This window comes from Pseudomonas sp. HC1(2025), from assembly GCF_058742075.1.
This window is the reverse complement of record NZ_CP196017.1, coordinates 2,396,065-2,422,518: the sequence shown is the minus strand read 5'-3', so window position 1 is coordinate 2,422,518 and position 26,454 is coordinate 2,396,065. Positions and strand designations below refer to the sequence as shown.

The following is a 26,454-nucleotide window of genomic DNA, read 5'->3' as shown; positions in this document are numbered from 1 at the left end:
TGGAAAAACATTAATAGCCCGTCTATAGGAGCACTCCTAAAAACAGGCGCTGCAATGTTTATCAATAGAGAAGCTGCGAACAACCGGTGGCCGCCATCGAGCTTTATCGAGGCGGTGAGGCATATGTTGCGGCAGGGCATGCAATTCGCGGCGATTGCATCATTCCCAGAGCAACCTGTCCTGCTGTGAAGCCCCTACTCTGCCTAGGCTCCACAGGGAAGCCCGGCCCTGTGCTCAAGCAGGCTACGGGCATGACCCGCAACCGCTTCTGCTGGCCAGCTCACTTCGTCCTGCAACAGCACTTCGATACGCTGCGCCGTGGCCGCGAAGTCCTCCCAACCGACGTCCAACGCGGCAGTGCGCAGCCTGTGTAGCGCCTCCAGCGCCATGCTGCGATCGCGCAGGGCAAGTAGTTCTATGAGGCTGTTAAGTTCCTGGCGCACGGCCTCCGGCGACCCTGGAGTTTCCAGGTACTCTGCAACTTGCGGCGCCGGGGTTACTTCGCACCAGAGTTCAATCATCTGCTGCAACATGGCCTGTTGGAGCGGTTTGCTCAGTACACCATCCATACCGGCATCGAAACAACGTTGCAGGTATTCATTCCCGCTAAATTGCGAGAGCGCGATGATCGGGCAATATGAGCGTTCCTGTTGGAGCTGCGACTCACGAAACGCGCTGACCATGCGCTCGGCGTCGCCCTCTGGCGAGTCACAGTCGATCAGCACCATATCGACCCGGTGCGCACTGAACAACGCCACCGCCTGGTCGGCATCAGCCGCCAGCAGCACCGCGCAACCAAGGCTGTCGAGTTGTGCCTGCAACACTTGCCGACTGGGTAGCGAGTCGTCCACCACCAACACCTGCAAACCGTTAGCCGATTCCGCGCTCGGCGCAGGCTCAGGTGCCGGCAGTTGCGGGGAAACAGCCCGTTCAACTGGCAACCGTACCTCGACCTGGGTACCGACCCCCTGCAAGCTGCTGAGCACCAACCTGCCACGCATCAACCTGACCAGGCGCCGGCAGATCACCAGGCCCAGGCCGGTACCGCCAGTGCGCCGATAGGATTGCGTGGCCTGGGCATACGGCCGGAACAGCGAGGCTTGCGCCTGCTTGGACAAGCCTATGCCCGTATCGATGACCCGGATCACCAGTTGTCGCACCTCGACCGCAGGCTTTTCCAGCTGTAGCAACTGCACCTCTACCCGACCCACATCGGTGAACTTGACGGCGTTGCAGATCAGGTTGCGCAGCACCTGCGCCAGACGCAGTTCGTCCAGCAACAATGGGTCGCCGGGACGCTCGCCGGTGACGAGCAGCTCAATGCCCTTTTCCTGCGCTTGCGTTCGATGCTCGTCGACTACCCGCAAGACCAGCGCCCATGGGTCCACCGGTTCAAGATTGAGGGCCAGTTGCCCGGCTTCCATCTTGGAGATATCCAACACATCATCCACCAGCCGCAGCAAGGTATTGGCGCCGCTATTGGCCAAGCCGGTGAAATGTCGCTGCTGCTCATCGAGCGGGGTGTGCTCCAGCAGTTCCACGGCGGCCAGCACTGCGTTCATCGGCGAACGCACTTCATGGCTGATGACCGCCAGGAACATCGCCTTCTCCCGTTCGCTGTTCATGGCCTGGCGCCGTTGCAGGCGACTTTGCACGACCAGTCCGACGAGCACTGCCACCACGGCCAGCAGCAACCACAGCTCACCTTGGTAGTGCTCGGCAATGGCCTTGACGGTAGGAATGTCCAGGTCCATATCCGCAAACCAGGCGTCATAGATCGCCTTGCGCTCTTCGCCGCTGATGGACGCCAGCACCTTGTCCAAAATAGACAGCAGGAGCACATCGCTGTCACGTACTGCCATGCTCACACCGGTATGCAGCAACGGCAGCACCCCAGAAATCTGCAGTACCCCATGATATTGGCGGGACAGGTAGGGAATCAGCAGCCATTCCGAAGCAATCGCCGCGTCCGTGCGGCCGTCCTTGACCATCGCCATCATGTCCAGCGCATTCAGGGCAGAAACAATGGTTATCCCCGGGGCCTTACGCTTCAAAAAAGCGACGTAATCCTCCTCGCGCCCCAGCATCACCACCCGCTTGCCGGCGAGTTGCTCCAAGTCGGCAAACGGTTGATCGCCAAAACGGCTGACGATAACGGTCGAGCTGGTGTTGTAGGGCGTGGTGTAACGCAGCCCGAGATCCTTTGCCGGGTCATCGTCCCGGCGCCGGGTGGACAAGATATCGACTTCGCCGCTGATCAGCATGTCCTTGCGGGCGCTGCGCGTAGTGGTGGTGACGGGTTCGAAATACAGGCCCGTGCGCGATGCAATCAACCCCAGGTATTTGGCTGACAACCCTCTGAGTTGGCCATTGCTGATGTATTCAAAAGGCAGCAAGTTATCGAATACGCCAACACGCAGCACCGGATGGGCAGCAATCCAATCACGCTCCTGCTGGGTCAGCTCCAGCGGCGTCGGGCCGGCCTGCACCCCGACGCCCAGGTTTCCCAGCACGAACGCTATCAGCAGCAGGCGTAGCAATTTGGCGTTCATCGCTGGGTCACCCGCGTGGCACGCGCGGGCGGCAGCACTTCCAGGGGAGCATCCCCGCCCAAGGCCCGCCAATGCTCAACCAACGCCCGCAGGGCCTGGGCGTAGGCCGGGCTATCCCAGCCCTCCTGCGCACGCAGCAGGCGCTCCAGATACTCGGCACTCTGCCCCAGGGCCAGCCACTCCATAATCAGCGCAGCACCGTGCAGACGATGGGCAACGTGGACGGCGCTGGGGCGGTCACAGAGCGCTATGGCCTTGATCAGGCTCCCCAGGTCACTGGCCATCTCCCGATTGATCGCCGCCTGATCCAGCTGTGGGGCCATCAGGCTCGCACGGGGTGCAGCCAGGGTGACGTCGCACCAGCGCTCGATCACTTCGCGCAGTTGCCCAAGGCGTATCGGCTTGCTCAATGCGGCGTCCATCCCAGCATCCATGCAACGTTTGAGGTGCTGTTCACCGGTCAGGGCAGAAATGGCAATGATTGGGCAGCGTGGACGCCCCAAGCCGCGCTCGAACTCACGCAGTTCGCGAACCAGGCTGTAACCGTCCTGGTCCGGCAGGTCACAGTCCATCAGGATCAATTGGTAGGCCTGCTGCGCGAACAAGCTGTGGGCCTGGGCGGCATCGGCGGCGATCACCGCCTCGCAGCCAAAGCCGCCGATCTGCGCCCGCAGCACTTCCTGGTTGGCCAGGGTGTCTTCCACGACCAGGATTTGCAGGCCGCCCGTCTCGGCCTCTGGCGCGGACTGCTGAATCTGCGGTGGTTCAGCAGTCTGGGGGGCAACCGTTACCGGCATGCAGAGGATGAAGGTCGTGCCAACCCCCGGCTCACTGCTGAGTGTGAACGACCCCTGCATCAAGTTCGCCAGTTGCTGGCAAATCACCAGGCCCAGCCCGGTACCACCGGAGCGCTTGTAGGATTGACTGGCCTGGGCATATGGCCGGAACAACGACGCCTGTACCGCTTCGCTGATACCGATCCCGGTATCGCGCACCTTGACTTGCAACTGTTGACCACCGGCCGGTAGGTCCAACAGGCACAGCTTGATGTCGACACCGCCGGCATCGGTGAACTTGATGGCATTGGAAAGCAGGTTATGAAGAATCTGCGTCAGGCGGGAGCTGTCGAGTAACAGCAAGGGCAGCGCGGTGTGGATGCTCACATTCAGGCTCAGGTGCTTTTCCCGGGCGCGCAGGCGGTGCAAGCCCGCTACGCCCTGCACCAGCGCCGTCACATCGGTCGGTTCAATGCTCAGGCGCAACGCCCGCGCACCCGAGCCTGGCGTGTCCAGCACGTTATCCAGCAAACGCACCAACGCATTGGCGCCGCCATTGGCAAGGTGCACAAAGTGGCGCTGCTGCTCATTGAGCCGGGTGTGCCCCAATAACTCCATGGCCGCCAGCACGGCATTCATAGGCGAACGAATTTCATGGCCCATGACCGCCAGGAACATGGTTTTTTCCTGCTCGTTGCGCACAGCCTGACGCCGCCTGCGATGGCCGCGATAGACCAGCACACACAGGCTGGCCAGCACCAACGCCCCCATGATCAGGACATGCCAGTAGTGGCTGGAGATGGCAAGCAGGGTTGGAACATCCAGATCCAGCTCGTGATACCAGTGGTCGTACATGTCATTGCGTTGCTCGGCAGTGATCGAGCCCAGGACTTTTTCGAGGATCGAATGCAGCAGTGCCTGGTCCGAGCGAACCGCCATGCTGACATCCAGCATCTGGCTGCCGACCACACCTGAAGCCTCCAGGATGCCCTGGAACTGGCGGTACAGATAAGGCATCAGGAAGGTTTCCGTGGCAACGGCCGCGTCAGCACTGCCGTCCTGGACGCGGGTCAGCATCTCCAGGGCCGATTTGCTTTTGATCAGCGTGACCTCGATTCCTGATGCTCCGACGATCTCTTCGTAATGATCCACGTCAGGAACCATCACGGTTTTGCCATGCAGTTGGTCGAGGTCGAAAATATCCGGGCCTTCGAAACGCGTCACGATGATCGGCGAGGTGGTCTGGTAGGTCAGCAAGGCAAGGCCCTTGGTGGCCGGCTCAGACCTGAAACGCAAGTAAGAGGACAGCAGATCCACCTGGCCATCGAGGAGCATTTGCTCGCGTATCTCAATGGTCTTTCCCGGAACATAGGTGAATTCAAGGCCGGTGGCATCGGTCACCAATTGCAGGTAATGCACTGAGCGTCCCTGCAGGGTGCCATCACGCAGGTACTCAAAAGGTATCAGGTCTTCGACCACGCCCACCCGCAACACCGGATGCTGCTGTATCCAGCGCTGCTCCTGCTCGCTCAACTGAACCGGGCCAGCAGCGAAGACGGCCCCTCCAAGCGACCACAACAACAAGCCCCCCAACCACCACCGCCTCATGGCGAGCCAATGATTTTGTTGAGCTTGAACAGTTCGTTGTTCGACGTAACCCCCAGCTTGCGAAACGCCGAGGTTTTCTGGGTGCTGATGGTCTTGATGCTGCGATTGAACTTCTCGGCAATTTCAGTGATGGTCATGCCCGCCAGGTAACAACGAATGACCTCCTGCTCGCGACTGGTCAACTCCGCCAGGATCAGGGCGTCCGGCACTTCGTCAGAGCCTTTGCGGGTATCACTGGTGACGGTTTCGGCCAGGCGATAGGTCATGTCGGGACTCAGGTACACCGCCCCCGATGCCACTTTGCGGATGGCCTTGACCAACTGGTCCATGTCCTCACCCTTGCCGACAAACCCGCGGGCTCCGACGCGCATGGCCAGGCCCACGGTCGCCGGGTCGTGGTGGGTGGACAACACAAGGATGTGGCTAGCGGGAAACTTGACTCGCAAGGCACGGATCAATGAGACGCCGTCCAACTCCTCGGGACTCAGGGAGAAATCCAGTAGCAACAAGTCTGCAGGCGCCGTGGCGAGACCGGCGATCAGGTCGCGGCTGCGCTCATAAATGCCTACCACTTCAAAGTTCGCCTCGGCCGCCAGGGTATTGGCCAGACCATGTCGAACAACCGCGTGATCATCCAACAAAGCAATACGTATAGATTTCATTATGATCGAGCCCACTCAACCCAGCGCAAGCCGCGCTGCCGAAAACAGGGATACCCAACGATAGAACAGTATATGCAACAAGCGGCAAATGACACGGCGCCAACCCGCCAGGTTCAGATACCTTCAATGAGGTGCTTGATCTTGAATAGCTCGTTGTTCGATATCACACCCAACTTGCGAAAAGCCGAAGCCTTTTGGGAGCTGATGGTCTTGATGCTACGGCTGAATTTCTCAGCAATTTCGGTGATGGTCATGCCCGTCAGATAACAGCGAATCACTTCTTGCTCACGGGCAGACAGACTGACAAAGCGCAACGCGTCCTCGCGATTGCGCGCCTCGCCGTCATAGTTGACCGCAGTGGCTTCGGCAACCCTGTAGGCCATGTCCGGGCTCAGGTAAACCGCCCCCGACGCCACCAACCGGACGGCGTCGACCAACTGACCCATATCTTCACCCTTGCCGAGAAATCCCCGGGCACCGGCACGCAAGGCCAGGATCACGGTGGCGGCGTCATGGTGCGTAGAGAACACCAGGATGCGGCATTGTGGAAACTTCACCCGTAACGCTCGAATCAGTAACACGCCATCCAACTCGCTGGGCCCCAGGACATAGTCCAGTAACAGCACCTGCGCCGGGTCCTTGGCCAGCCCTGCCAATAGTTCACGCGTACGGGCGTAGACACCGACCACTTCAAAATCAGGTTCCTGCAGCAATCGATTGACCAGGCCATGTCGCACGATTGCATGATCATCCAGCAAAGCAATTTGTAAGCGTTTCATAGATCACAGGACACTCTGTATAACGAGCAAAAAGATGAAAAATAACGCTATCTCATCATTGGTAAGTTGCCGCCAGGGAAGACGGACCTACAACATCAATTCCATCCGTGCAACTGAGCCATCGCACATTAAAAACAAACAGGCGAACTTTCGATCAGGCAATACAACACCCACCGGCAAACTTTAAGTTGCCAGGCAAGTAGTCGACTTTTTGAGATTCAAGACATCCAGCAGTGGTTATCGAATGGGCAGAGCAGTTAACTCCAGCGGCATACAATTTAAAAAAATCGATGATGGAAATTTAAAGCCATGGCGAAACAATTGAAATAAGAGCACTCCTAAAAACCGCCTCCTCCCAGAGCCACACAGACAGAAGTATGTTTACGGGTGTTTCCCCCGCTCAATCAGGAAGCTCAAAAAGGCCTCGATTTCCATCGGCCGCGCCAGCGCATAACCCTGCCCGACGCGGCAGCCCAGGCGATGCAGCAGAGGGATCGTGGACTCATCCTCAATGCCCTCGGCCACCAGGTTCAGATTCAGCAGGCCGGCCCAACTGACGATACCCGCAATCACCTTGCGTGATGACGAGTGCTGCTCTACGGCACGCACGAATGAGCCGTCGATTTTCATCTCATCGAACGACAGGTTCGCCAACAGGTTCAACGTGGCCGCGCCGGTACCAAAATCATCCAGGGACACCTGGAAACCCTTGGCGCGGATTGCCGTCAGCGATGCGGAAAGATGCAGTTCGTCCGGTTCGGGTACGTCCTCGGTAAGCTCGATTTTCAGCAAGTGGTTTGGCAATTCGGCCTGCTGCATCCGTGTGGCGAGGCGGTCGGCAAAATATGGGGTGCAAATGGTTTTTGCCGAGGCATTCACCGCGATGGGGATCAGAATGTTTTCACGCTTGAGGGCCAGCATCGCCCGGATGCTCCACATTTCCACCAGGCTGAACAGCAACAGGTCCAGGCCCAGTCGGTTAACCAACGGCATCAGCACCGACGGCGGGATTTCACCAAAGCGCGGGTGCTTCCAGCGCACCAATGCCTCGGCTCCCACTACACGCCGGCTCAACAGCTCGAATTGTGGCTGGAACACAAAGCGTAAGCCCTCCCCCGTGGTCAGCGCATTGATCACTTCATCCTCGGCCAAGGCGTCGAATGTGGTCATGTGCAACTGCGGGTCCGGTTTCGCGCGGGTCAGCATCACGGCTCGCAAGGCATCGCCCAGTTCCAGGGTTGCGCCTTCGCGCAGGATCTCCACCAGAATCCCGGCGGCGCGGGCCAATCGGGCATGGGACTCCAACGCACTGATGGCGACCCCGCCCATGTGCTTGATCCAGCGCTGCGGGGTGCCGCCATGCAGGGAAGCCACGCCGCCCTCTTCCACAGCACGCACCTGCGCATTCAAGGTGGTTTCACCGGTCCAGAAGATGCTCGGCAACTGCGCCACGGCGCCGGCTTCGTGCAGCCCCTTGAGCAGGCTTGGCAGCATCAGCCCATCATCAGACCCCGGACGAATTTCGCAGCAGATGACGTCCACCGGCTGGTCGACCAGCCAGGCCTCTACGTCGCTCAAGGATTTAGCGTTGGCCAGCGCTGTAACGCCCATACTGCTCAACGCGCCGGACAGCCAATTGGCACAGGTGGCGTCGGTTGCCAACGTGATAACGCGTAGGGCGTTGAACTCGTTGGGTACGGCGGCATTTACGATCATGACAAGAATTTCCCGATACTTTTCCAGGAAAAAAGCTTATCAGTGGCAAAAAAGAAGCAAATAGGATTGGGACTAAAAGCACCCTTGTCTGCGGGGTGGGCGACCATAACGGAGCGCTGTGCGGTGGGTATCAGGGCAGTTGTGCTGCGTCAGCGTTGACGAATATCGCCGGCAAGCCGGCTCCTACAGGAAAAAAAACATTAAGCGGTGAATTATTTCGTGTCCTCATGTATCTGACCGAGTAGACCATGCCATTAAAACAATGGCATCGACACCGTTCAGTGACAGAGTGACCTGTATGAAATCACGCAAGAAAAGTGTCAGCCCAATCGGGTTGAAAGACATCACCATTGTCGACGACGCCAAGATGCGCAAGGCGATCACCGCCGCAGCACTGGGCAATGCCATGGAGTGGTTCGACTTCGGGGTGTATGGCTTCGTGGCCTATGTGCTGGGCAAGGTGTTCTTCCCCGGCGCCGACCCTGGCGTGCAGATGATCGCGGCGCTGGCGACCTTTTCCGTGCCGTTCCTGATCCGCCCACTGGGTGGCCTGTTCTTTGGTGCGCTGGGGGATAAGTACGGGCGGCAGAAAGTCCTCGCGGCCACCATCGTGATCATGTCCATCAGCACCTTTGCCATCGGCCTGATTCCGTCCTATGCCTCGATTGGCATCTGGGCCCCGATCCTGTTGCTGTTGGCCAAGATGGCCCAGGGCTTCTCGGTGGGTGGTGAATACACCGGGGCCTCGATCTTCGTCGCCGAATACGCCCCCGACCGCAAGCGCGGCTTCCTCGGCAGTTGGCTGGACTTCGGCTCCATCGCAGGCTTTGTGCTCGGTGCGGGCGTAGTGGTGGCGATCTCCAGCGTGCTAGGTGAAGAACAGTTCCAGGAGTGGGGCTGGCGCCTGCCGTTCTTCCTAGCCCTGCCCCTGGGCATGATCGGCTTGTACCTGCGCCACGCCCTGGAAGAAACCCCAGCCTTCCAACAGCATGTCGAAAAGCTTGAACAGGGCGACCGCGAAGGCCTGGCACGTGGCCCGCGCGTATCGTTCAAGGAGGTCGCCACTCAGCATTGGCGCAGCCTGCTGACCTGTGTCGGCGTGGTGGCCGTGACCAACGTCACCTATTACATGCTGCTCACCTACATGCCCAGCTACCTGACGCACAACTTGCACTACAGCGAAAACCACGGGGTGCTGATCATCATCGCGATCATGGTCGGGATGCTGTTCGTGCAACCCATGATCGGCTTTATCAGCGACAAGGTCGGGCGCCGGCCCTTTATCATCGCCGGCAGTATCGGCCTGCTGGCCCTGGCTATTCCGGCCTTTATGCTGATCAACAGCGGCAAGCTCGGGCTGATCTTCGCAGGCTTGCTGATGCTGGCGGTGGTGCTGAACTTTTTTATCGGCGTGATGGCGTCCACCCTGCCCGCGATGTTCCCCACCCACATCCGCTACAGCGCCCTGGCCAGTGCGTTCAACATCTCGGTACTGATCGCTGGCCTGACCCCGACCGCCGTGGCCTGGCTGGTGGAAAGTACCAACGACCTGTACATGCCTGCGTACTACCTGATGGTCATTGCCGTGGTGGGCCTGGTCACCGGCCTGACCATGAAGGAAACCGCCAACAAGCCCCTGCGCGGCGCGGCCCCGGCAGCGTCGGACATGGAAGAGGCACGGGAGCTGTTGCAGGAGCATCACGACAATATCGAACAGAAGATCGAAGACCTCGACGAACAGATCGCCGAGCTGGAAGCCAAGCGCCAGAACCTGGCGCAACAGCATCCGCGGATTGACTGATTGCGCTACACAACAAATGTAGGAGCTGGCTTGCCAACGATAGCGGTGGGTCAGCCGCCGACAATGGTGACTGAACCACCGCCCTCTCGAGCAAGCCCGCTCCTACAGGGGATGACGGCGGACCAGTCGACAGTATCGCCGACTCGCCGGGGCTCATCTGATTTCGGAACCTGTGGCTTAGAAAGCGTATTGCAGGCGCATCACCACCCCATCACCGGTGTCATCACCCAGGGTGTTGCTGACGTTGTCCGTGCGGGCCTTGACGTAGTTGGCGCTGACCTTGACCGCCTCATTGGCGTACCAGTTGACGCCCAGGGTATGCGCCTTGCCCTGGCTGTCACCTACCTGGCGCACATTGGTGCTGACCACGACATTATCGTCTTCGACGGTAAACGCGTCGTAGCGGTAGAACACCTCCCAGGCGCCGATTTGTTTGTTTTGCGGTTTGATGGAGTCGAACTTGGCGCCATCGAGTTTGTAGATGCGAGGCTCGCCGGTCAGGGTATAGGCCAGTTGTGCGTAGTAGCCGCTGGCCTTGATGTCACTCTGTGCTGCATCGGCCTTGAGGGTCCGTCGCAGGTACTCACCCTGCACCGAGAACGCATCCAGCGCCCAAGCACCTTCCAGGCCCCACACCGAGTCGTCCTGCCACAAGCCTTGCTGGGCCGCACTCCCGCCAAATACCGAGCGGGTGCCATTGGTGCCGGCACTGTTGCCGCCGTTGGTCTCGACGCCACGCATGCCCATGCGTGAGCGGATGCGCGTGTCGATGGCGGCGTCCTTGAGGTCTCGGTAGGCGTATTGCAGCCCTACGTGCAACACATTGCCGGATTCGTGCAGGGGCGCAAACACGCCGCGCAGGTTGTAGCGCTTGACGCTGTCGCCGTCAGTGTCGTTGTTGTTTTCGCTGAACACACTGCCGGACAAATAGGCCATCTGTCCCACCACGCCGTTGGCCTGTACGCCCATGCCGACGTTGTCGTTGACCCACTCGGCCACATCGTAGGAAAGGTTACGCTCCAGGGCCGTGACCCATTTGGAACTGGTGGCTTTCTCCAAGCCAAAATCGGTGTAGAAACGCCCTACTTTTACATTCAACGGATTGAACCCGGTGTAGGTCACGCTGCCTTCGTCGAAGTAACCTGCGCTGTCATTGCCCACGTTACGGGACAGGTCGTAGTTGATCTGGTATTTCCAGTCCTTGTAGACCGTGCCGCCAAACTCCAGATAGGCACGCCGAAAATACGCGGCGTCCGCCGTGTTGCCGTTACGGGTGTAGTAATCATCAAACCGGGCGTAATCGGCCTGGATACGCCCGCCCAGCTTGAAGCTGAACTCTTTGTCGGCAGTGGCCACTTCCAGGCCGCCCTTGGTTTTGAGCACAATATCGGCGCCATCGGTGGTTACCGTGCCTGCCTGCGCCGAAATGGCCAATACGCTCCCCGCCACCGCCAGGCTGAATTGAGTTAACCGAACGCACTTTGAATAACTAATCGACATCAACTTCCCCTCACTATCGTTAAGTATTACTTGGCGACGGGGAGTTTCCAAAGACCAAATGACATTTTGGATTTATTCACAAGACAGTTTTGTGACCATGGATATTTCTTGCCCTTTAACCGCGACAAGGACCTTATAAACAAGGGAATTACAAGTTACACAGGCATTCACATCGAATATTTCAGAATGGTTAAAACCAATACCAACTTAGATGACTCTTTCAAACCAGTCACGCCGTTCTTCGAACACTTTGTGAATCAACGCCACCAGCGCTTGCACATGGGGTTGCTCAGCGGTCAAGGGCGCCGTGGACAGCCATGCCAGCCGTTCCATAGGCTCACCAAACAAGGGGGTCAGGGCCAGCAGGTTTTTATCCAAATGGCCGATGTAGTCCGGTAACAAACCGACACAGGCACTGTGCCTGACCCACTCCTGCACCCACGCCTGGGAATGCACCTGGGCCACTGCGCGCTGGCGCTGTTTGACCAGGCGGTTCCAGGGTGCAAACGCCGCAACCGGCGCATTCGTACGGCCTTGCACCAGCATAAAGTCGGACAAGTGCGCAATTTGCGTCGGCAAACGGTTGCCGCGACAGTAACGCTTGGCCATATGCGGGCTGAAGTCAATGCGCGCCAGACGTTGCGGCGTGGTCATGGCAAACCCCGGCGCTGGACGAGGACGGTCAGCATCCGCCAACCACACCATGACATCCGCCTGGCGTGTTGGCTCGCCCGTCAGCGGGATGACTTCCAACTGCATTGCCGGGTGCTTGCGCATAAAATCCAGCACCTCACGCGCCAGCAGGTCGTGCATGAGGGAGTCTTCCACGGCAAGACGCAACAGCGGTTGAGGCACGGCGCCCACTTGTGGTTGAACATCGCCAAACCGCGCTATCAGCAGCGCTTGCAGGCGCTGCCCCTTGAGGGTCAGGCGTAGGGCATTTTCTCGTAATACAAACAGCGGGCTACCCAGCCGCCCCTCCAACTGGGCCAGTTGCTTGCGCAGTTCTGCAGTACGGATATTCAGGCTACGGGCAGCCTGGCGAAAGCTGGCACAGCGTGCGCATGTCAGAAAACGCTGCGCCAGCTCGCGGTCAATCAACGGTGCCTGCGCAGTCATAGGGCAACCTTTCAGCGGCCATTATTACGGCAATGCCCCATGACTTGATATTCGATAGTGTTGAGCTTGCCGCTCGAGTCCTCGTAAGTCATGCGCGACGGGACGATGTCGCAGGAGCTGATCTTAGGGGTCACGTTGACCACCTTGGCGATGTCCAGTTTCATGCCATAGCGATAGTCCTGGATCTGGGGTTGTTCCTTACCTTGTTTTAGCGCATAAGCAGCCATGGCTTGCTGGTTATCGCTCATCAACTTCTCATACCCACGATCACCGCCGTTTGTGGCGAACGCGACCGTGGATAATGACAACGCCAATGCAGCAATACTTAGTTTCAACAGGTTCATCAGATTTATCTCTCAAGTCATTTTTCCAGACTTGAGATTAACTAACCGACCCTTTCACCAAGGTAGCTTAAAGATTACCTTTCTGTTATGTGCAACTAAGCCTGACGATAATCACCGCCCCAGTGCCGCCGCCGCCAGGTGCGCCACCCCGAGGGTGATTCCCGGCTCTTCACCGTCTTCGAGCATCCAGGTCGACGACAAACCTGCCCAGGCGAGCACCCATTGCAGGAGCCTACGCCGCTCGATTCCAGAGGCTTTGGCGACCACTTCGATCCGCCGCGCAAAGCACTCGGGAGCCAGGGCGCTTTGATCGGGGTTGCAGAAGAGGTTGGCGTAATCAAAGCCGCGCTCGCCGTAGAGGCCCTTGGGGTCGATAGCCAGCCAGCCGGCCGCGGCAAAATCCAGGACATTGCCATGGTGGATGTCGCCATGCAGTACCGCGACATCCTGGGGCGCCGCCAGCAGATCGCGGGCGGTGCTGGCGCACTGCGCAAGGATCCCGCCGTGCCTCGCCGCCCCCGGCCATAGCGCTTCGAACCACCGCGCCAGGGGAACCAGCGCGGGAATCGGCTTGGCCCGTGGCGCATGCAGGCGCGCGGCCACGCCACAAAGGATGCGCGTGGCCTCTTCATCGCGACCGCCGTTGGCCATCTGTACAAGCGAAGCCGAGCCCAGCGCACGCACCATCAGCAAGGCCTCCCCGTCATAGGCCAGCACCGGCGCTGCACCGTCACCGTCCCACCAGGCCATCAGCACGCTGCCGGCTTGCTCCTCGGCCACTTGGGAGACCTTGAGCATGGCCGGCACACCGTCCTGGCGAACAGGCAATAGATTGCCGTTGCGCGAGGCGAATGCATCGCCATCGACGGTCAGGTCCCATCGCTCCAGGTATTGATCAAATAGACACATCATGGCTGAGGCGGGAACTTCACAAAGCCCATGGCAAACAGCCAACCGCTGAGCATGGACAGGTAGATGGAGGTATATGAAGCAACGGTGTAGTCCAATAAGAAGTTGAGCGCGGTGAACGCAATGGCAGCGCACAGGAACTGCGTGCGGGTAAACCGCCTCACAAAGCGTTCCATTGCGGCATTCAAGGTGCGCAGGTACTTCATTGGTTTTCCCCTGGAAATGGTGACGGCATCTACACACTTGCGCCCGTCGGTCCTGAAAAGCGCAAGAACAGTGCTGCATGGAGTTGACGAGAATCAACCACCGAGATGCCCTGGTGGCCCGTACAGCAAAACTGGCCGAGGCTGCGATAGCGCACGCGTTGCCAGCCCTAGGCCAGGGTATTCCACACCTGCGCCAACCCCACCAGGTGCACCAGCCCGTACACCACGCAAATCCCCGAGCTGATCATGATAAAGCGCGTACTACGGCCCGTGCCGGCCAACACGAACGGGCCCAGCAGACCACGCAACAGATACACCAGGGTGATTACGCACAACGCAGGGCGCAGCAGGGGCAAGGGGCCGATCACTCCGGCGCCGGACAGCGCATAGGCCGACCACGCGGCGAGCACCAGGGCAATCCCCGCCGTCACCACCGCCGGGAAGCGGCGACCGGCCTTGGCTGCACGTACAAAGCGCTCGCCCGCGCCAAACAGGTGATACCAGGACGGCCCTTTGATGATGACCCCGATATGCATCAGCGCCACCAGCAGGTTAAGCCCGGCAGCGACCAGCAGTGCCGTGTTGTATTCCATTCCATCACTCCCTGATGCCAATTAGCCACATTGCGCGCAAAGGTATCATGCCCCCTCTCCCACGGCGATCAGCGCATTAAAATCGGCCCCGCAAGCCTGATCACTATCGACTGCCGCGAGACTGGACCGACCGGCGGCAACCCTTTCGGCCAGTTGATGCCGCACTATATCCGGCATGCCTCTACGCCCGACTCTCCCCGCCCCACCCTTTGAATACCCTGCCCACCTTCGCGCCCAGGCCGAGGCGGCACCGCGTGCGCCCGGCGTGTATTTTTTCTACGCGCAAGGTGAATCGATGCCGCTGTACATCGGTAAAAGTGTCGATATCCGCAGCCGCCTGCTGGCGCACCTGCGTACCCCCGAAGAAGCGCGCATGTTGCGCCAGGCACAGCGGATCGAATATCAGCAAACCGCGGGAGAAATCGGTGCGCTGTTGCTGGAGTCGCGCCTGATCAAAGAGATGCAGCCTTTGAAGAACAAGCGCCTGCGCCGGCAGCGCCGCCTGTGCTCGCTACGCCTGCACGGGGGCAAACTGCAGATCATCGACACCACCGCGCTGGCCGAGGGGCCGCAGTTGTACGGGCTGTTTCGCAGCCGACGCATGGCAATCGAAGCGTTGATCCTGCTCGCCGACGAGCACCGCCTCTGCCATAGCCTGCTGGGTATAGAACCACCCAGCGCGAAGGGCTGTTTCCGTGCGCAGATCCGTAAATGCGCCGGGGCATGCCGGGGCGATGAAACCCATGCAGCCCACACCGAGCGTTTGCTGCAGGCGTTGGCCCACTGGGCCGTCCATCGCTGGCCATACCCCGCCGCCATTGCACTGCACGAACGCCATGGCCAGTTGGAGCAATACCACGTCGTGGATAACTGGCGGTACATCGGGACTTACGCCTGCGAGGCCGAGGCCCGATTGGCGCCGGCCTTGCCATCGCAGTCGTTCGATGCTGACAGCTACAAAATCCTTGTACGGCCCGTGCTGTTCGAGAGTGCTCGTGTGGTGCTGCTGTCGTAAGAGGCGCCTTGCAGAGCCAGCGCGCCAGGAACCTTTTGCACAATCGGGAATCAGTGCTGCATGTTTTCACACCAACAACTCAGCGAATTCCCAATGATTTTCAGAAGATCCCTGCTCTGTATCGCCTTGGTGGCCATCGGCTTTATTGCCGGGTACGCCGCAAAACCCAATGATGTGCTTCAACTGACCGCTGGCCAACTCATAGAGTGTGGCGAGGTGACCATTCCTACGCTGGGCATGTGAGCCCGAAATCCGGCCGCTTTCGGTAGAGGTTACTCAGGCTTGGATTCCGGAACCCGCAGGTGCGCGCCGCAACCATAGCTGCCTGAACTACTTTGATAAAACGTCTCCCCCGTATGATGAGCGGCATTCTGTTTCAGGAAATCAACGCCGTTAAGATCGCGAGATACTGGTTCATGGACTCGTGGCGAGCGATCTGCGGGAGGAAACTTAATGCACAAGATGCCTATAATTCTGGCACCGAGGATAGAGAGCAGCAAAATTGAAAAAGAACTCGTACCTTTATTTGGTGCCTATGATTTTTGGAACGATGCTGACTATTTCATTGCTTTTCGCATGGCGTAGCCATATTTACTCAGTGATTTTTTTCAAGCCGAACTTTCAAAAAATCTATATCACCAGCTCATTAATCTTGGCAGCTATAAGCTCGTTAGGCTTTATCATCTTTAAAAAAGACATATTGTCTGGAAGCCTCATAAACACTCTAAAAAAGATTACAGTACTTCCACTGGCATTATTTTTAGTGTGCCTGCTAGCCCTACAAATTCCGCTCTCACTTTTAATTTATTTATCCGACGGAACTCAAAGCACTTACACAACGGCATATACACAATCCCCTGCCGGTAGAAATAGCTGCCGCGGCATTGAGATTTTTGAGCCAGAGCTAAACAAGGAAATAAAAATATGTCACTCCAGTGGCGACAGCAATAAGGGTTTAGTCAAGATTTATAAAACCAGCAATACGAAAGGCATCGTCATAACAGGCGCCGCATTTTATTGACGGTTTTCCAGGTTTGAGATGACTGGCTGGAACAGCTGGACTCCCCTAACCTGCCTTCAAGCTGCGATGCGTAGTAAGCACGCCTTTGTCGTCAAACAGGAAAATCATCTGGTTCCCCCCATTATCCTGGCAAACCACACCTTCAGTTTCCCCGTCAACAATCCCTTGGCAAGCCATGTTCCAGACATAAGGACGGATTTGGCACTTCAGCGTCTTACCGTCTTCAATCACCAGATGATGGGTGGCGGAGATGCTTTCTGGAGCGGGTTTTGGGCAGGCTCCCTCCCCCCAGTTGATACCTTGGTGATTAGGTTGGGAAACACAACCAGCCAGCAGGAGCATGGGCAACAGGCATTTGTAATTCATGATCACCATCCTTAGTTGTTGCTCTGTAACAGGGCGCGGGATGCTCGACCCCGTAAAGATGTAGCAGATACTCTAGAACCCCGGCGGAATGTAACCAGGGACGTAAGGAATATTTTTACACTTATTACTGACTATACGGCCATTATCAATCTTGAAATCCACAATCTTGCCAAACGGGTTGACGGTGGCCTCAATCGTACAATCAGAACTGTGCCCTACAGTTTCATAATACTCCGTGTACACCATGCCGTTACCGGTATGATTCATCGAGGTTCCTGCAGCTTCGGTATTGGTCCAGCTTGAAGACTTCTCCCATGTCAGGACAATAAGTTCCTCTCCATTCGCGCCCTTTACCTTCTTGACTGCTGCTGGTTTACCAAATAGGTTCAAGGCTTCCTGATCTGACCTTCCCACCCATCGCTCCTGAGCAATCACCCGGCAACCATTAACAAGCAAGATAACCGGAATTATTGTGGCAACCAGCAACACCTTCGAGATGCGATTAAACATAAAACCTCTTTCACAATAAAAACAAAGTAAAAAAGTTAGCATTGATGCCCTTGCTGGGGAATTAGCACAGATGTGCTAATGGCTCATTGCCCCGTTGTAAAACAAGTAGTGATTGCGCCGATTGTTTAGCTGATACCCTTGCGGTTCAACGTGCTACCTACTCAACTGTTTTGCCCCCCCTTCCCGGCGTCCTGCCGACAGAACACAAGCTCCCGAATAGCACACGAGTCCTGAGACTTATCGTATGCCCGCGCTCAAAAAAGTGTAGGCCGAGTATCGTCAGCCGTCCTGCAGAGCGGCTCCTGCCAGCCACATAAGGAACGCACTCACAGGCTCCTGCCGCTCCCGTCCTGGCACGCACACCGCAACGTAACGCGGACCAAGCAGGCTTACTTCCGGTCTATAGGCTACTAATTCTCCATGCCTGAGGCTGTCGGCGACCAGTACATTGCTTGCCAGCACCAGCCCATGACCAGCAATCGCAGCGCTCAAGGCAAAATACTCATCGTCGAACTCACGCATCTGCGCCGTTTCAAGCCAGGTCTGGCATTCTGCGGCCGCGCACCAGCTTTCCCAGTTGATTGAGAATGCTCCCGGAATTTTCCAGTGTAAGTTGATCAGTTCGATCTGATTTACATTCAACGAGGCCACCAGGCCTGGGGCGCCGTAAACAGAGAATTGCTCTTTCATTAGCTCCTGACAGAATAACTTCGGGTCGTCGCGGCTGACTGAACGAATAGCGACATCGATACTGGAATCACGCAGTAGATCGACTAGTTCGTTACCTGTATCGACCCGCACCTTGACTTGTGGAAAGCTTCGATAGAAACCACCCAGTCGTGGAATTAGCCAGGCAGCGGCCAAGCCCGGCGTAGTAGAAATGGTTAGGGTTTGGGGAACGGTGTCCGGATAAAAAGCCTCCAGGCTGCGGCGAATGTCTAACAAGGCGCGGTGAGTCTGGCGATATAGCAACTCGCCCTCTTCGGTCAATGCGACGCCTTGTCCAGCTCGCTTGAACAGCATCGCTCCGAGGCGGGCTTCCAACATCCTGACCTGGTGGGAAATGGCCGCGGGGGTGACTGAGAGTTCCTCAGCTGCCGCTTTAAAGCTACCCAGTCGCGCAGCCGCCTCGAAGGTGCGCAGCGCGTTCAGCGGAAGAGTCGAAAACACGCATCGTTCCCTAGATGAATTGAATTGATGAATATTTAATTTATCTCATTTTTCTTGGTGTGTACGCAGCGATACCGTCGCAGGTATTCGATCTCGCCACCCTTGGGAAAAAACCATGCAAGGACCTTCGCGAAAAATTCTTCAAGCCATCCTCTATGAATCAATCGCTGTTGCGGTGCTATCGCCTAGCATCTCGTTGATATACGACGAAGGTTTGGCCCATGCGGGTGCGCTGTCGGTGATGTTATCTGTATGCGCGCTGCTGTGGAACGTGCTGTTTAACTACGCTTTTGAACTCTGGGAAGCGCGTCAGCCACAGCGTGCTCGCACGTTGGGCAGACGCTTGCTGCACTCACTGGGCTTTGAGGGTGGGCTAGTTCTAATGTTGGTACCACTGGTGGCATGGTGGCTGGAGATTTCTTGGTGGGCTGCACTGGTCACCGATCTGGGGCTGTTCGTTTTCTTCTTCTTTTACGCGCTGGCGTTTCAGTGGGTCTTCGATAGGATGTTCGATGTACCAAATTCCGCGAAGGGGGAAGTTTCGGTTAACCCATAATTCACGCGGAATCCAGATTCGCCAATCTGTAGCAGCATCAGGATTTGTCCATGAAAAATGCCACCAGAGCGATTGAGAGCTACATCTTCGGTAAGGACGGAAATCGGCCTGACTTATTGCAACATGCTTTCAGTCTAGACGCAGCTCTTAACGTGCTAGTGCAGAGAGGCAACGTCCTTTTTCCTCCCAACGTCCAGGGGCGCGAAGATATTGCTGAAGTACTAGTACGCAGCTTTAGCCTGCAATATGAGAACGTTTATACATTCTGCCTCGGTGACGCGCCAAAGCCCGACGCCAATGTTCATAAGTGCAAATGGCTGGTTGGCATGTCAACAAAAGCGACTGGGGAGTTACGTGTAGGCTGCGGGGAATATCATTGGATCTTTTCACCGCAAAGCGGCTTGGCCACTCAGCTGTCCATTACCATCGAACACATGTTGGAGTGTCCTTCCCAGCATATGCGAAAAATAATGGACTGGCTTCAAGGTCGCAGCTATCCATGGTGTGAACCTACCGAAATACTTGATTCGGCACCGCCGCTCACTTGCCTCCAGCCGGTTCTTGTCTACGTTGCTACATGACCCCTACTGATATAAACGTAAGCGTTTGGCCGATTGCGGACCTCATGATAGGCAGCAAACGGCCAAAAGCAGCCTCTCAACGCGTCGCACATTGACCTCTGCGAAGAAAATCTTTAAGCGCCGCCTGATAGAGCGTCAATGGCTGATTGCCCGTATTGAGAAGTGCAAACGGAATCATCGTCAGATGTGAAAACGACGTGGAGTTTATCGAGTAGGTTTTCTGCCTGCAAAAGCGCTGGTCCTTATTCAATATAAAATCAAACTTGAAAAGGTTTGTCCGCGTACACCAACTGGGGATCAAACCCAGACTCAGACCCGTCAAGTAATCTTGTCCGCAAGCGCCGCCAGATGAAAACTCCGAGATCTTAATTTCTAATGCTGGCAGGCTCGGGGCGGCAAGGCTGGAGTTCTTATCCTGCGCACCGGGAATAACGTTGAGTGTCGCTGCGTATGCGTCCTTGCCGAAGCGACTGTCTTTCCATGGAGAATTTATTGCGTAACTGAAGCTGGAGATAATTTCTTGTGTTTCGGGTTCAACGGGTTCGTTGATTGTCGGCTGGGACGAATAAGATGTGCAGCTGCAACAGAGTATAGCAATGCTGACAAACACAAACCCGTTGGCTATTAAACGACGCATACTCAGTTTTCCCTAATTATCAATTAGCCAACATACCTGTCACTTACTGCCGTATAGCATCTTATCTACACGCCGGACGGCTGAATCAGCATAACAGGACAGACTGTACACGCGCACTTCGGGAGAGAGAAAAGGCCGCCGCTATGCTCTCTTTGCCCCAACCCAGTGCGAACCCGCGAACGTTGAAGGCAAACGCTGAACGACAACACCTGCCCAAGCTGTCCAGCGGCTCCTATTGGCCGCAAGCTGACGTTGATCATACCGTGCAAAAGCAGGAAAAAGTGGACGTTAGGCACGAGCCTGTTGAAACTGACGTTGAATTGACCCAGAGGCCTATGCCACTGCCCCATCCCGTCAGTAAATATCTAGCGCTGGTAATAGTTCACAGGGTAGGATCCTGGATCAGTAAAGTTTCTGTAACAGGGCCAATCCAGCACTGGCGATAATAATCTCAGGCGATATACACGTTTTACCAGAGGTGAAGTAATGCCGTTAGATAAAGATTGGCAGCCAAGTTTTGGGACTATCTTCACGTGGTTCGCCATGGATCGACATGGGCGTATAGCTGTAATGGTGAATAACTGTTTCGGTCCTATCCCTTCGAGCTTGTTGGCTATTCCAGAGCTAGAGGAAAAACTCGACAGTATAAATGAGTTTATGTGGGAAGAGTCGCGTGAGTTTCAAAGTTATCCAAAAAACAAGGAAGGTCGAACTCTTTTAGATATATATAGGTTTCGCAGGCACCTCAAACCCTCGTCGCGCGACGAAATGGAACGCATAGTCTTAGAGAGTTCGAACTTTTATCAAGAGCTCACGGAGTATTCACTTCCATCAATAAAAGGCTTCTATGTTTATCACGCGCTAGAAGATTACGTGTCCAGCGAAGACAATCCGATTGGTTATGAGGGAGACGCGGAAATTGGAGACTACTTTCGATATTTGATTCCAACGGTATGCGCTAGCATCGAAGACTTCCCTGAAGAGTTAAGGTCACTAATCGCCGTATCCGACACATTAGATTTCACAGTTGACCGAGCCATATTTAGTATGTCAATCAATCAGAGTTTTAAGCGATTTTTTAATCAACGGAAGTGAAAGATTAGCAGTTTTTAAAAAGTAGTCGTTTCATCGGCTACGCAGTGAAGCGCTCCTGGATTTGTAGACAAACGGAGTGTCAGCTATTGGCCGTTTTCAGTCGGTTGTCACCGGCAGAAATCGGCCAAAAGCGGTCATCGAGAGTCTCCAAAAACAGGAGCGATTCTGGCAGCTGAAATGCAGGGCCGAGATTTGATATCTCAAATTACTGAGCTAGGATCTTGGCTAAATGCCATCACTCGAAAAGGAAATCACCTTGGCCTTACCTGATACCCTCCGCCTCGCTGTGCTCGGTGTTTCAGCGGACACTCCATTTGAAAGTGCATAGAGCAATGTCAATACGAGGGCATTGGATATAAACCCTTTCATTACTCAGAACCATTTAATGATTGAAAATTAAAGTCCGTGAGCCATGGTAAGCGATTACTGGAAAGGGCGTCGAACCGCCTAAAACGGAGTGTCGGTGAGAGGCTGCCATTGATCGAAAGGAGAAACCCCTAAAGCAGGCGTACCAAACACCAACTGCTACGCTGTTCACTCCAAGGAGGAACACCGATGCCGAGCTCAGACCTGCCCCCCTCCCCGCGGTCCAAAATCAACGAAAACCAACTCACCCTTGAAGCAGCCATCATGGAGCTTACAAACTGGGTTGAGCAGTGGGGCCGATATCCAGGCTGGCACAGACCTCGGTAACCGGCTGACCCTCATCAAGCACCATGCTGGCAGCCTTGAGCTTGAACTCACTCGAAGACGATTGACGCATATCCAGACACCTCAGATTTGGGCGCTATCATAGCGCCCGATTGAAGTGTCCAAGATCATTAGGTCACCAGCAAACTCGCCGAACTCCAAGCGATGGCCGACGCCAGGAAGAACACCGTCGGCAAGCTCGTCGAGTACCTGCGCAAAAACATGGAGGCCACCGATATAAAAACGATCAGGCGGCCCTTGTTCACGATCACTTTGGCTCTAGCGCCCGAAAAGATCATCGTCGATAAAGAGGACGATATCCCGGACGACTTCATCGACACTAAAACCGTGTTCTCTCCCGACAAGCGCACCATCACGGCCAACCTCAAGGAAATCCGAGAGCACAACGTAGCCGTACGAAAACGCATGGCCGCCGGTGAAGATGCAGAACACGAACTACTCGAAGAGCCGATCTGGGCACACCTCGAGCGCGGTGACAGTTCCATACGGATCAAGTAAGACAACAGGGTTTTGTAGCAAAAGTGGCGTTATGACGGCGATCATACGCTTCGGGCCAGTTCGGCCTGCACTCATAAGCACTTCACTTAAGGATGAGTAACATGAACGATGATTTGAAGCAGTCAGGCTCTACTACCACCTCGCAAACCACCACCTCGTTAGAGCAGGTTAAAACCGGCAGGGTCTTGGATTTCACCTGGGCGCCAAACGCCAACACAACGACCACCACCGTCTCGGCGGACTTTGTCGACTACAAGGTCGACACCTCCCAGGGCAGCCCTACTGGAGACAGCCACTCCATTGCGCGGTTTACCTATGTCCAAGGTAAGGGTGGTGGCCAGATCAGTCAGCTGTTCCTTGAAGAGATGCGTGCCGGCGTACGTGCCAACACCCAGATCGGGCTGATGGTAGGACGCAAATGGGTTCTGGATCCCAACGCTGAAGTATCAGGCAGCATCGGCACCTACGTGGTCGAGCAATTCGATGACATGCGCGCCAGTGTCAATTATGTCGGCGCCTTCGCCCGCGTCTTCGCCGACCCACGAATGGTCAGCTACCACGCCGGGGGCCACGTACACACAAACGTCTCCATCACCGGCAGCAGACCACTGACTATGGCGGACTCAGGTAAGTCGATTCTGGTTATCAGCGATACAGACGTCACGCTCACCATTGGTGATGACGTGGCTGAAGGGTTCAGGGTGAATCTGATCCAGGCGGCCGCCGGCAAGGTCAACATCGCCGTATCAAGCAGCCATGTGATCTACAGCAATGCTGGGAGTCGCACACACACGCTCAACCCACTGGATGAGCTGGAAGTCAGTACCTTCCCATTCGGCCCGGTGTTCCTGGCCTTCCGGGTCAGACCTACTGCCTAACGATCCATTGCGCGCTGGCAGAGGTGGTTCTTACTGCCAGCGCCGTAATCACCGACAGTCCTGGCTCGCACTGCCGGCCAGCGGAATAGAAGAGGCAGGCTAGTTCGGGAAATTTCAGGGAGGAATGCCGCCCATCCTTCCAAGTATCTGCTGATCAACAAGCAGGGAAAAAGGATGACGAAGGGGATGCTGCGCTTGCGCTGGGACAAGGCACGAGAGATGGCTTGCGAGAAAGCTATCGAACAAGGAGATCCGACGCTCGCCGCGAAGATCGGCGGGTTTCAGTTGCGAGATATTCGACCCAAGGCGGCGTCGGAAATCGTGGATATCGGCGACGCAAGCCTGCTGCTGGGGCACAGCAATCAGGAAATCACAAAATGCGTTGACAGAAGGCTCGGCGCCACTACGAAGCCGTCAAAATAGAAAAGTTATGGAACGGTTCCGTAAAAATACAAGCCAGCCACAGCCGAACCCCAGAAACACAAAAGCCCCGCATAAGCCGGGCTTTTGTCTGAATCTTGGCGGGAAACCAGGGACTCGAACCCTGGGAGCGCTGTTAACGTTCGCCGACTTTCAAGACTGGTGATTTTTTTCTTTAAATTCAGCAAGTTAACCATTTTAGCGCTTTCGCATCCCTCCATATTTCGATACGCTGAAAGCCCCATAACTCAAGGGGTGCACATCAGGTTGCGGAAATGATTTACTCCCCGCCCCGACGTCCTGCCCACCAGCACACAAACTACCAAATTGCCCACGATTCGTGGCCTTTGTCCTATGGCCCCCCAGCGGCGTTTGTAAAAGGCAAAGGGGTAAATACGTCTGAAAGGTAGGGTTGATCGGTCAGTCAGCAAAATGAGGGTAAAAATCGCCTCATGAAACGCCCAAGGAGTTATCGCCTGGCCCTCCCGCACCACCTCTATGCATTTATTTTGTGAATAACGCTGCATTCCCCACGTTTTACGTAAAAAATCCTACAACTGATGTAGCAGACAGTTTAATGATGGCTCAACTGTGCAAGATCCCTGAGTTCACCGTTTGGCTAGGGGTATGGATTGTGTGTATTTCTACGTTAAGGATGTCGAGTGCCGAATCAGCCCTCAACCCAACGCCTGTGTTGTATCCAGAGCCTGGGCGTCGCCCTGCTCTGCCTGTGCGCGCTGCCGGCCGCCGCCGATGGGCGGCAAGCGGGCCAGGAAGCGCTGCGCTTGCAGCAGCAACAACAGCGCGACTTGCAGCAATTACACCTGGAGCAGCGCCAACGGCAGATGCAACGCGGTAGTTTCAGTACGCAAGCGGCCACGCCGGCCTTGCCAACAGACATAGCCAAAGACGAACGCTGCTGGCCGCTAAGTGGCACGCGCCTGGCCGGGGTCACGCTGTTCAGCAAGGCTGAGCTGAACCAACGCATCGAACCCTACGTGGCGCCGTGCATGGGCGTCACCCAGATCAACCGCCTGCTGGCCGAGATCACCCAGCTGTATGTGCAAGCCGGCTATATCGCCAGCCGCCCGTACCTGATCAGCCCGCCAGCGGCCGGGCAGTCGCTGGATATTCACGTCGAAGAGGGCTACCTCGAAGCCATCGAACTGGCCGACCAGAGCCTGCCGGTGTCGTTAGGCGGCGCGTTCCCCGGGATGCTCGGCAAGCCGCTGAACCTGCGCGATTTGGAACAAGGCCTGGACCAGCTCAACCGCCTGCGTTCGGTGGACCTCACCGCCGACATCGCCCCTGGCAGTGAAGCTGGCGCCTCGCGCATCATCCTGCGCTCGCGCAGCACGGCGTCACGCTGGGGGCTGGGGCTTGGAGTGGATAACCTCGGCAGCGCCGGCACGGGGCGTGATCGCAATGCCATCAACCTGAGCCTGGACAGCCCGCTCACGCTCAACGATTCGCTCAACCTGAGCTTCAGCGACACGCTCAATCACGGGCCGCGCTACAGCCGCAGCAACAGCCTGTTTTATTCCATCCCTTACGGGTACTGGACCTACAGCCTGTTCGCCAGCCACAACGAATACCGCTCGCCGTACAAGCTCAGCCGCGCCACGTTTTACAACAGCGGCCGTACCGACCAGGTCAGTTTGCGCACCGACCGCGTGCTGTGGCGCGACCAGGGCCATCAACTCAGCGCCAACCTGCAACTGGCCTACAAAGACGTCGACAGCTACCTGCAAAAGGTTCGCTTAGGCATCCAGAGCCCGACGCTGACAGTGGCCGAGGCTGGCCTGAATCTGTTCTGGCTCAACAGCGCAGTGTGGAACCTCGACGTCAATTACGCCCAAGGCCTGACATGGTTCGGCGCCGACCGTGATGCTGACCACACGCAAAAAAACCTGCCCCAGGCGCAATTCCATAAGTACCGCGCCAACCTCACCCAATGGCGCAACGGCCAATGGCTGGGGCAACCGTGGCAGTGGCAGAGCCAGCTGTCGGCGCAATACAGCCCGGATGCGTTGCCTGCCATCGAACAACTGCTGGGCACCGACGATTCGGCGGTGCGTGGCTACCGCGAAAACATCGCGTCCGGGGCCATCGGCGCGGTATGGCGCAACACCTTGCGCCTGCCGCTCACCAGCGACCTGCCGGTAACAATCACCCCGCGCCTGGGCCTGGACAACGGCTGGATCAAGCGCGAACACGGCGCTCAAAGCCAGCGCCTGAGCGGTGCCAGTGCAGGGCTCAACCTGAGCTGGAAAAACGTGCAACTGGACCTCGATTACCAACGCAACCTCAACACGCCCACAGGGTTTGGCCAGGAGCGGGAGGTCTGGCTGACGCGCCTTAGCGTGCAGATTTGAGCAACACCTGTTTAGCCTGAGTTTACCGCCGTACCTGACCACCACAGCAGCGTTGC

The 26,454-nt window shown here is 56.7% G+C and carries 27 protein-coding genes; 11 read left to right on the top strand and 16 right to left on the bottom strand.

The features are described 5' to 3' along the window. Window positions 1-203 precede the first annotated feature (203 nt). From ACSSVH_RS11035 to ACSSVH_RS11015, 5 genes are all read right to left on the bottom strand, one after another. A complete protein-coding gene (locus ACSSVH_RS11035) occupies window positions 204-2,552 on the bottom strand; it encodes an ATP-binding protein (protein WP_492634535.1) in 2,349 nt (782 codons plus the stop codon). Then, window positions 2,549-4,861 carry an ATP-binding protein gene (locus ACSSVH_RS11030; protein WP_492634534.1) on the bottom strand — a complete coding sequence of 771 codons (2,313 nt, stop codon included), beginning with the start codon at window positions 4,859-4,861 and terminating at the stop codon, window positions 2,549-2,551. The genes ACSSVH_RS11035 and ACSSVH_RS11030 overlap by 4 nt, the downstream gene beginning before the upstream one ends. Window positions 4,862-4,932: 71 nt before the next feature. Then, the gene (locus tag ACSSVH_RS11025) at window positions 4,933-5,598 is read right to left on the bottom strand and encodes a response regulator transcription factor (RefSeq protein WP_169954311.1); all 666 of its coding nucleotides are present in this window, start codon (window positions 5,596-5,598) and stop codon (window positions 4,933-4,935) included. A 113-nt stretch (window positions 5,599-5,711) separates the two neighbouring features. After that, a complete protein-coding gene (locus tag ACSSVH_RS11020; RefSeq protein ID WP_169954312.1) occupies window positions 5,712-6,377 on the bottom strand; it encodes a response regulator transcription factor in 666 nt (221 codons plus the stop codon). Window positions 6,378-6,758: 381 nt separating this feature from the next. Next, entirely contained in the window at window positions 6,759-8,093 is a 1,335-nt protein-coding gene (locus ACSSVH_RS11015; protein WP_492634533.1) for an EAL domain-containing protein, read from the bottom strand. Window positions 8,094-8,391: 298 nt separating this feature from the next. Here ACSSVH_RS11015 and proP point away from each other — a divergent pair, with 298 nt between their 5' ends. Beyond that, entirely contained in the window at window positions 8,392-9,894 is a 1,503-nt protein-coding gene (proP, locus tag ACSSVH_RS11010; protein ID WP_169954314.1) for a glycine betaine/L-proline transporter ProP, read from the top strand. Window positions 9,895-10,071: 177 nt separating this feature from the next. Here the strand turns inward: proP and ACSSVH_RS11005 are convergent, their stop codons facing one another. The 6 genes from ACSSVH_RS11005 to ACSSVH_RS10980 form a co-directional block, all read right to left on the bottom strand. After that, complete coding sequence (locus ACSSVH_RS11005; RefSeq protein WP_432755602.1) at window positions 10,072-11,328, bottom strand: OprO/OprP family phosphate-selective porin; 1,257 nt, start codon at window positions 11,326-11,328, stop codon at window positions 10,072-10,074. Between the two features lie 273 nt (window positions 11,329-11,601). After that, entirely contained in the window at window positions 11,602-12,513 is a 912-nt protein-coding gene (locus tag ACSSVH_RS11000) for a LysR family transcriptional regulator (protein ID WP_169954316.1), read from the bottom strand. Window positions 12,514-12,524: 11 nt separating this feature from the next. Further along, window positions 12,525-12,857, bottom strand: a complete 333-nt coding sequence (locus ACSSVH_RS10995; RefSeq protein WP_492634532.1) for a DUF2790 domain-containing protein — start codon at window positions 12,855-12,857, stop codon at window positions 12,525-12,527. 111 nt (window positions 12,858-12,968) lie between these two features. Further along, window positions 12,969-13,769 (bottom strand): aminoglycoside phosphotransferase family protein, encoded by an 801-nt coding sequence (locus tag ACSSVH_RS10990; protein ID WP_492634531.1) that lies wholly within the window; start codon window positions 13,767-13,769, stop codon window positions 12,969-12,971. After that, a complete protein-coding gene (locus ACSSVH_RS10985) occupies window positions 13,766-13,972 on the bottom strand; it encodes a hypothetical protein (RefSeq protein ID WP_172314089.1) in 207 nt (68 codons plus the stop codon). Before ACSSVH_RS10985 ends, ACSSVH_RS10990 begins: the two co-directional genes overlap by 4 nt. Before the next feature lie 167 nt (window positions 13,973-14,139). Further along, window positions 14,140-14,565: a hypothetical protein gene (locus ACSSVH_RS10980; protein ID WP_492634530.1), complete on the bottom strand. Its 426-nt coding sequence runs from the start codon at window positions 14,563-14,565 to the stop codon at window positions 14,140-14,142. Between the two features lie 175 nt (window positions 14,566-14,740). Here ACSSVH_RS10980 and ACSSVH_RS10975 point away from each other — a divergent pair, with 175 nt between their 5' ends. From ACSSVH_RS10975 to ACSSVH_RS10965, 3 genes are all read left to right on the top strand, one after another. Then, window positions 14,741-15,580: an endonuclease gene (locus tag ACSSVH_RS10975; RefSeq protein ID WP_169954320.1), complete on the top strand. Its 840-nt coding sequence runs from the start codon at window positions 14,741-14,743 to the stop codon at window positions 15,578-15,580. A gap of 60 nt (window positions 15,581-15,640) precedes the next feature. Further along, on the top strand, window positions 15,641-15,823 hold the full coding sequence (locus ACSSVH_RS10970) for a hypothetical protein (protein ID WP_170058695.1): 183 nt from the start codon (window positions 15,641-15,643) through the stop codon (window positions 15,821-15,823). Window positions 15,824-16,082: 259 nt separating this feature from the next. Then, window positions 16,083-16,601: a hypothetical protein gene (locus ACSSVH_RS10965; RefSeq protein ID WP_492634529.1), complete on the top strand. Its 519-nt coding sequence runs from the start codon at window positions 16,083-16,085 to the stop codon at window positions 16,599-16,601. A gap of 45 nt (window positions 16,602-16,646) precedes the next feature. On the opposite strand, the gene ACSSVH_RS10960 is transcribed toward ACSSVH_RS10965, so the two are convergent. The 3 genes from ACSSVH_RS10960 to ACSSVH_RS10950 form a co-directional block, all read right to left on the bottom strand. Continuing rightward, window positions 16,647-16,967 carry a hypothetical protein gene (locus ACSSVH_RS10960; RefSeq protein WP_169954322.1) on the bottom strand — a complete coding sequence of 107 codons (321 nt, stop codon included), beginning with the start codon at window positions 16,965-16,967 and terminating at the stop codon, window positions 16,647-16,649. Between the two features lie 72 nt (window positions 16,968-17,039). Further along, window positions 17,040-17,477 (bottom strand): hypothetical protein, encoded by a 438-nt coding sequence (locus tag ACSSVH_RS10955; protein WP_169954323.1) that lies wholly within the window; start codon window positions 17,475-17,477, stop codon window positions 17,040-17,042. Between the two features lie 279 nt (window positions 17,478-17,756). Beyond that, window positions 17,757-18,647 carry a LysR substrate-binding domain-containing protein gene (locus ACSSVH_RS10950; protein ID WP_492634528.1) on the bottom strand — a complete coding sequence of 297 codons (891 nt, stop codon included), beginning with the start codon at window positions 18,645-18,647 and terminating at the stop codon, window positions 17,757-17,759. A gap of 115 nt (window positions 18,648-18,762) precedes the next feature. Here ACSSVH_RS10950 and ACSSVH_RS10945 point away from each other — a divergent pair, with 115 nt between their 5' ends. Both ACSSVH_RS10945 and ACSSVH_RS10940 read left to right on the top strand, forming a co-directional pair. Then, window positions 18,763-19,203 (top strand): PACE efflux transporter, encoded by a 441-nt coding sequence (locus ACSSVH_RS10945; RefSeq protein ID WP_169954325.1) that lies wholly within the window; start codon window positions 18,763-18,765, stop codon window positions 19,201-19,203. Between the two features lie 50 nt (window positions 19,204-19,253). Then, window positions 19,254-19,784, top strand: a complete 531-nt coding sequence (locus ACSSVH_RS10940; RefSeq protein WP_170057985.1) for a hypothetical protein — start codon at window positions 19,254-19,256, stop codon at window positions 19,782-19,784. A 76-nt stretch (window positions 19,785-19,860) separates the two neighbouring features. Here ACSSVH_RS10940 and ACSSVH_RS10935 read toward each other — a convergent pair whose 3' ends face one another. Further along, window positions 19,861-20,421 carry a hypothetical protein gene (locus ACSSVH_RS10935; protein ID WP_170043084.1) on the bottom strand — a complete coding sequence of 187 codons (561 nt, stop codon included), beginning with the start codon at window positions 20,419-20,421 and terminating at the stop codon, window positions 19,861-19,863. A 486-nt stretch (window positions 20,422-20,907) separates the two neighbouring features. On the opposite strand from ACSSVH_RS10935, the gene ACSSVH_RS10930 reads away from it, so the two are divergent. Beyond that, window positions 20,908-21,516, top strand: coding sequence for a hypothetical protein (locus tag ACSSVH_RS10930; protein WP_492634527.1), 609 nt, complete (start codon window positions 20,908-20,910; stop codon window positions 21,514-21,516). A 637-nt stretch (window positions 21,517-22,153) separates the two neighbouring features. Here the strand turns inward: ACSSVH_RS10930 and ACSSVH_RS10925 are convergent. Then, window positions 22,154-22,279, bottom strand: a complete 126-nt coding sequence (locus tag ACSSVH_RS10925) for a hypothetical protein (protein WP_262380976.1) — start codon at window positions 22,277-22,279, stop codon at window positions 22,154-22,156. Window positions 22,280-22,371: 92 nt separating this feature from the next. Here ACSSVH_RS10925 and ACSSVH_RS10920 point away from each other — a divergent pair, with 92 nt between their 5' ends. From ACSSVH_RS10920 to ACSSVH_RS10905, 4 genes are all read left to right on the top strand, one after another. Then, entirely contained in the window at window positions 22,372-22,725 is a 354-nt protein-coding gene (locus ACSSVH_RS10920) for a siphovirus Gp157 family protein (RefSeq protein ID WP_169954329.1), read from the top strand. Between the two features lie 101 nt (window positions 22,726-22,826). Next, window positions 22,827-23,603, top strand: coding sequence for a hypothetical protein (locus ACSSVH_RS10915; RefSeq protein WP_492634466.1), 777 nt, complete (start codon window positions 22,827-22,829; stop codon window positions 23,601-23,603). Between the two features lie 174 nt (window positions 23,604-23,777). Beyond that, complete coding sequence (locus ACSSVH_RS10910) at window positions 23,778-24,026, top strand: site-specific integrase (protein ID WP_492634526.1); 249 nt, start codon at window positions 23,778-23,780, stop codon at window positions 24,024-24,026. Window positions 24,027-24,712: 686 nt separating this feature from the next. Further along, window positions 24,713-26,398 (top strand): ShlB/FhaC/HecB family hemolysin secretion/activation protein, encoded by a 1,686-nt coding sequence (locus tag ACSSVH_RS10905; RefSeq protein WP_492634709.1) that lies wholly within the window; start codon window positions 24,713-24,715, stop codon window positions 26,396-26,398. The last annotated feature ends 56 nt before the right edge of the window (window positions 26,399-26,454 follow it).

Excerpts from the sequence above, each read along its gene's own strand:
- ACSSVH_RS10910 (WP_492634526.1), top strand. The coding sequence starts at position 23,778 with ATGACGAAGGGGATGCTGCGCTTGCGCTGGGACAAGGCACGAGAGATG.
- proP (WP_169954314.1), top strand. The coding sequence starts at position 8,392 with ATGAAATCACGCAAGAAAAGTGTCAGCCCAATCGGGTTGAAAGACATC.
- ACSSVH_RS11015 (WP_492634533.1), bottom strand. The coding sequence starts at position 8,093 with ATGATCGTAAATGCCGCCGTACCCAACGAGTTCAACGCCCTACGCGTT.
- ACSSVH_RS10975 (WP_169954320.1), top strand. The coding sequence starts at position 14,741 with ATGCCTCTACGCCCGACTCTCCCCGCCCCACCCTTTGAATACCCTGCC.
- ACSSVH_RS10920 (WP_169954329.1), top strand. The coding sequence starts at position 22,372 with ATGGCCGACGCCAGGAAGAACACCGTCGGCAAGCTCGTCGAGTACCTG.
- ACSSVH_RS10995 (WP_492634532.1), bottom strand. The coding sequence starts at position 12,857 with ATGAACCTGTTGAAACTAAGTATTGCTGCATTGGCGTTGTCATTATCC.
- ACSSVH_RS10960 (WP_169954322.1), bottom strand. The coding sequence starts at position 16,967 with ATGAATTACAAATGCCTGTTGCCCATGCTCCTGCTGGCTGGTTGTGTT.
- ACSSVH_RS10990 (WP_492634531.1), bottom strand. The coding sequence starts at position 13,769 with ATGATGTGTCTATTTGATCAATACCTGGAGCGATGGGACCTGACCGTC.
- ACSSVH_RS10945 (WP_169954325.1), top strand. The coding sequence starts at position 18,763 with ATGCAAGGACCTTCGCGAAAAATTCTTCAAGCCATCCTCTATGAATCA.
- ACSSVH_RS10985 (WP_172314089.1), bottom strand. The coding sequence starts at position 13,972 with ATGAAGTACCTGCGCACCTTGAATGCCGCAATGGAACGCTTTGTGAGG.
- ACSSVH_RS10925 (WP_262380976.1), bottom strand. The coding sequence starts at position 22,279 with ATGCGTCAATCGTCTTCGAGTGAGTTCAAGCTCAAGGCTGCCAGCATG.
- ACSSVH_RS11020 (WP_169954312.1), bottom strand. The coding sequence starts at position 6,377 with ATGAAACGCTTACAAATTGCTTTGCTGGATGATCATGCAATCGTGCGA.
- ACSSVH_RS11035 (WP_492634535.1), bottom strand. The coding sequence starts at position 2,552 with ATGAACGCCAAATTGCTACGCCTGCTGCTGATAGCGTTCGTGCTGGGA.
- ACSSVH_RS10970 (WP_170058695.1), top strand. The coding sequence starts at position 15,641 with ATGTTTTCACACCAACAACTCAGCGAATTCCCAATGATTTTCAGAAGA.
- ACSSVH_RS11000 (WP_169954316.1), bottom strand. The coding sequence starts at position 12,513 with ATGACTGCGCAGGCACCGTTGATTGACCGCGAGCTGGCGCAGCGTTTT.
- ACSSVH_RS11025 (WP_169954311.1), bottom strand. The coding sequence starts at position 5,598 with ATGAAATCTATACGTATTGCTTTGTTGGATGATCACGCGGTTGTTCGA.
- ACSSVH_RS10915 (WP_492634466.1), top strand. The coding sequence starts at position 22,827 with ATGAACGATGATTTGAAGCAGTCAGGCTCTACTACCACCTCGCAAACC.
- ACSSVH_RS10955 (WP_169954323.1), bottom strand. The coding sequence starts at position 17,477 with ATGTTTAATCGCATCTCGAAGGTGTTGCTGGTTGCCACAATAATTCCG.
- ACSSVH_RS10935 (WP_170043084.1), bottom strand. The coding sequence starts at position 20,421 with ATGCGTCGTTTAATAGCCAACGGGTTTGTGTTTGTCAGCATTGCTATA.
- ACSSVH_RS10980 (WP_492634530.1), bottom strand. The coding sequence starts at position 14,565 with ATGGAATACAACACGGCACTGCTGGTCGCTGCCGGGCTTAACCTGCTG.
- ACSSVH_RS10930 (WP_492634527.1), top strand. The coding sequence starts at position 20,908 with ATGCCGTTAGATAAAGATTGGCAGCCAAGTTTTGGGACTATCTTCACG.
- ACSSVH_RS10940 (WP_170057985.1), top strand. The coding sequence starts at position 19,254 with ATGAAAAATGCCACCAGAGCGATTGAGAGCTACATCTTCGGTAAGGAC.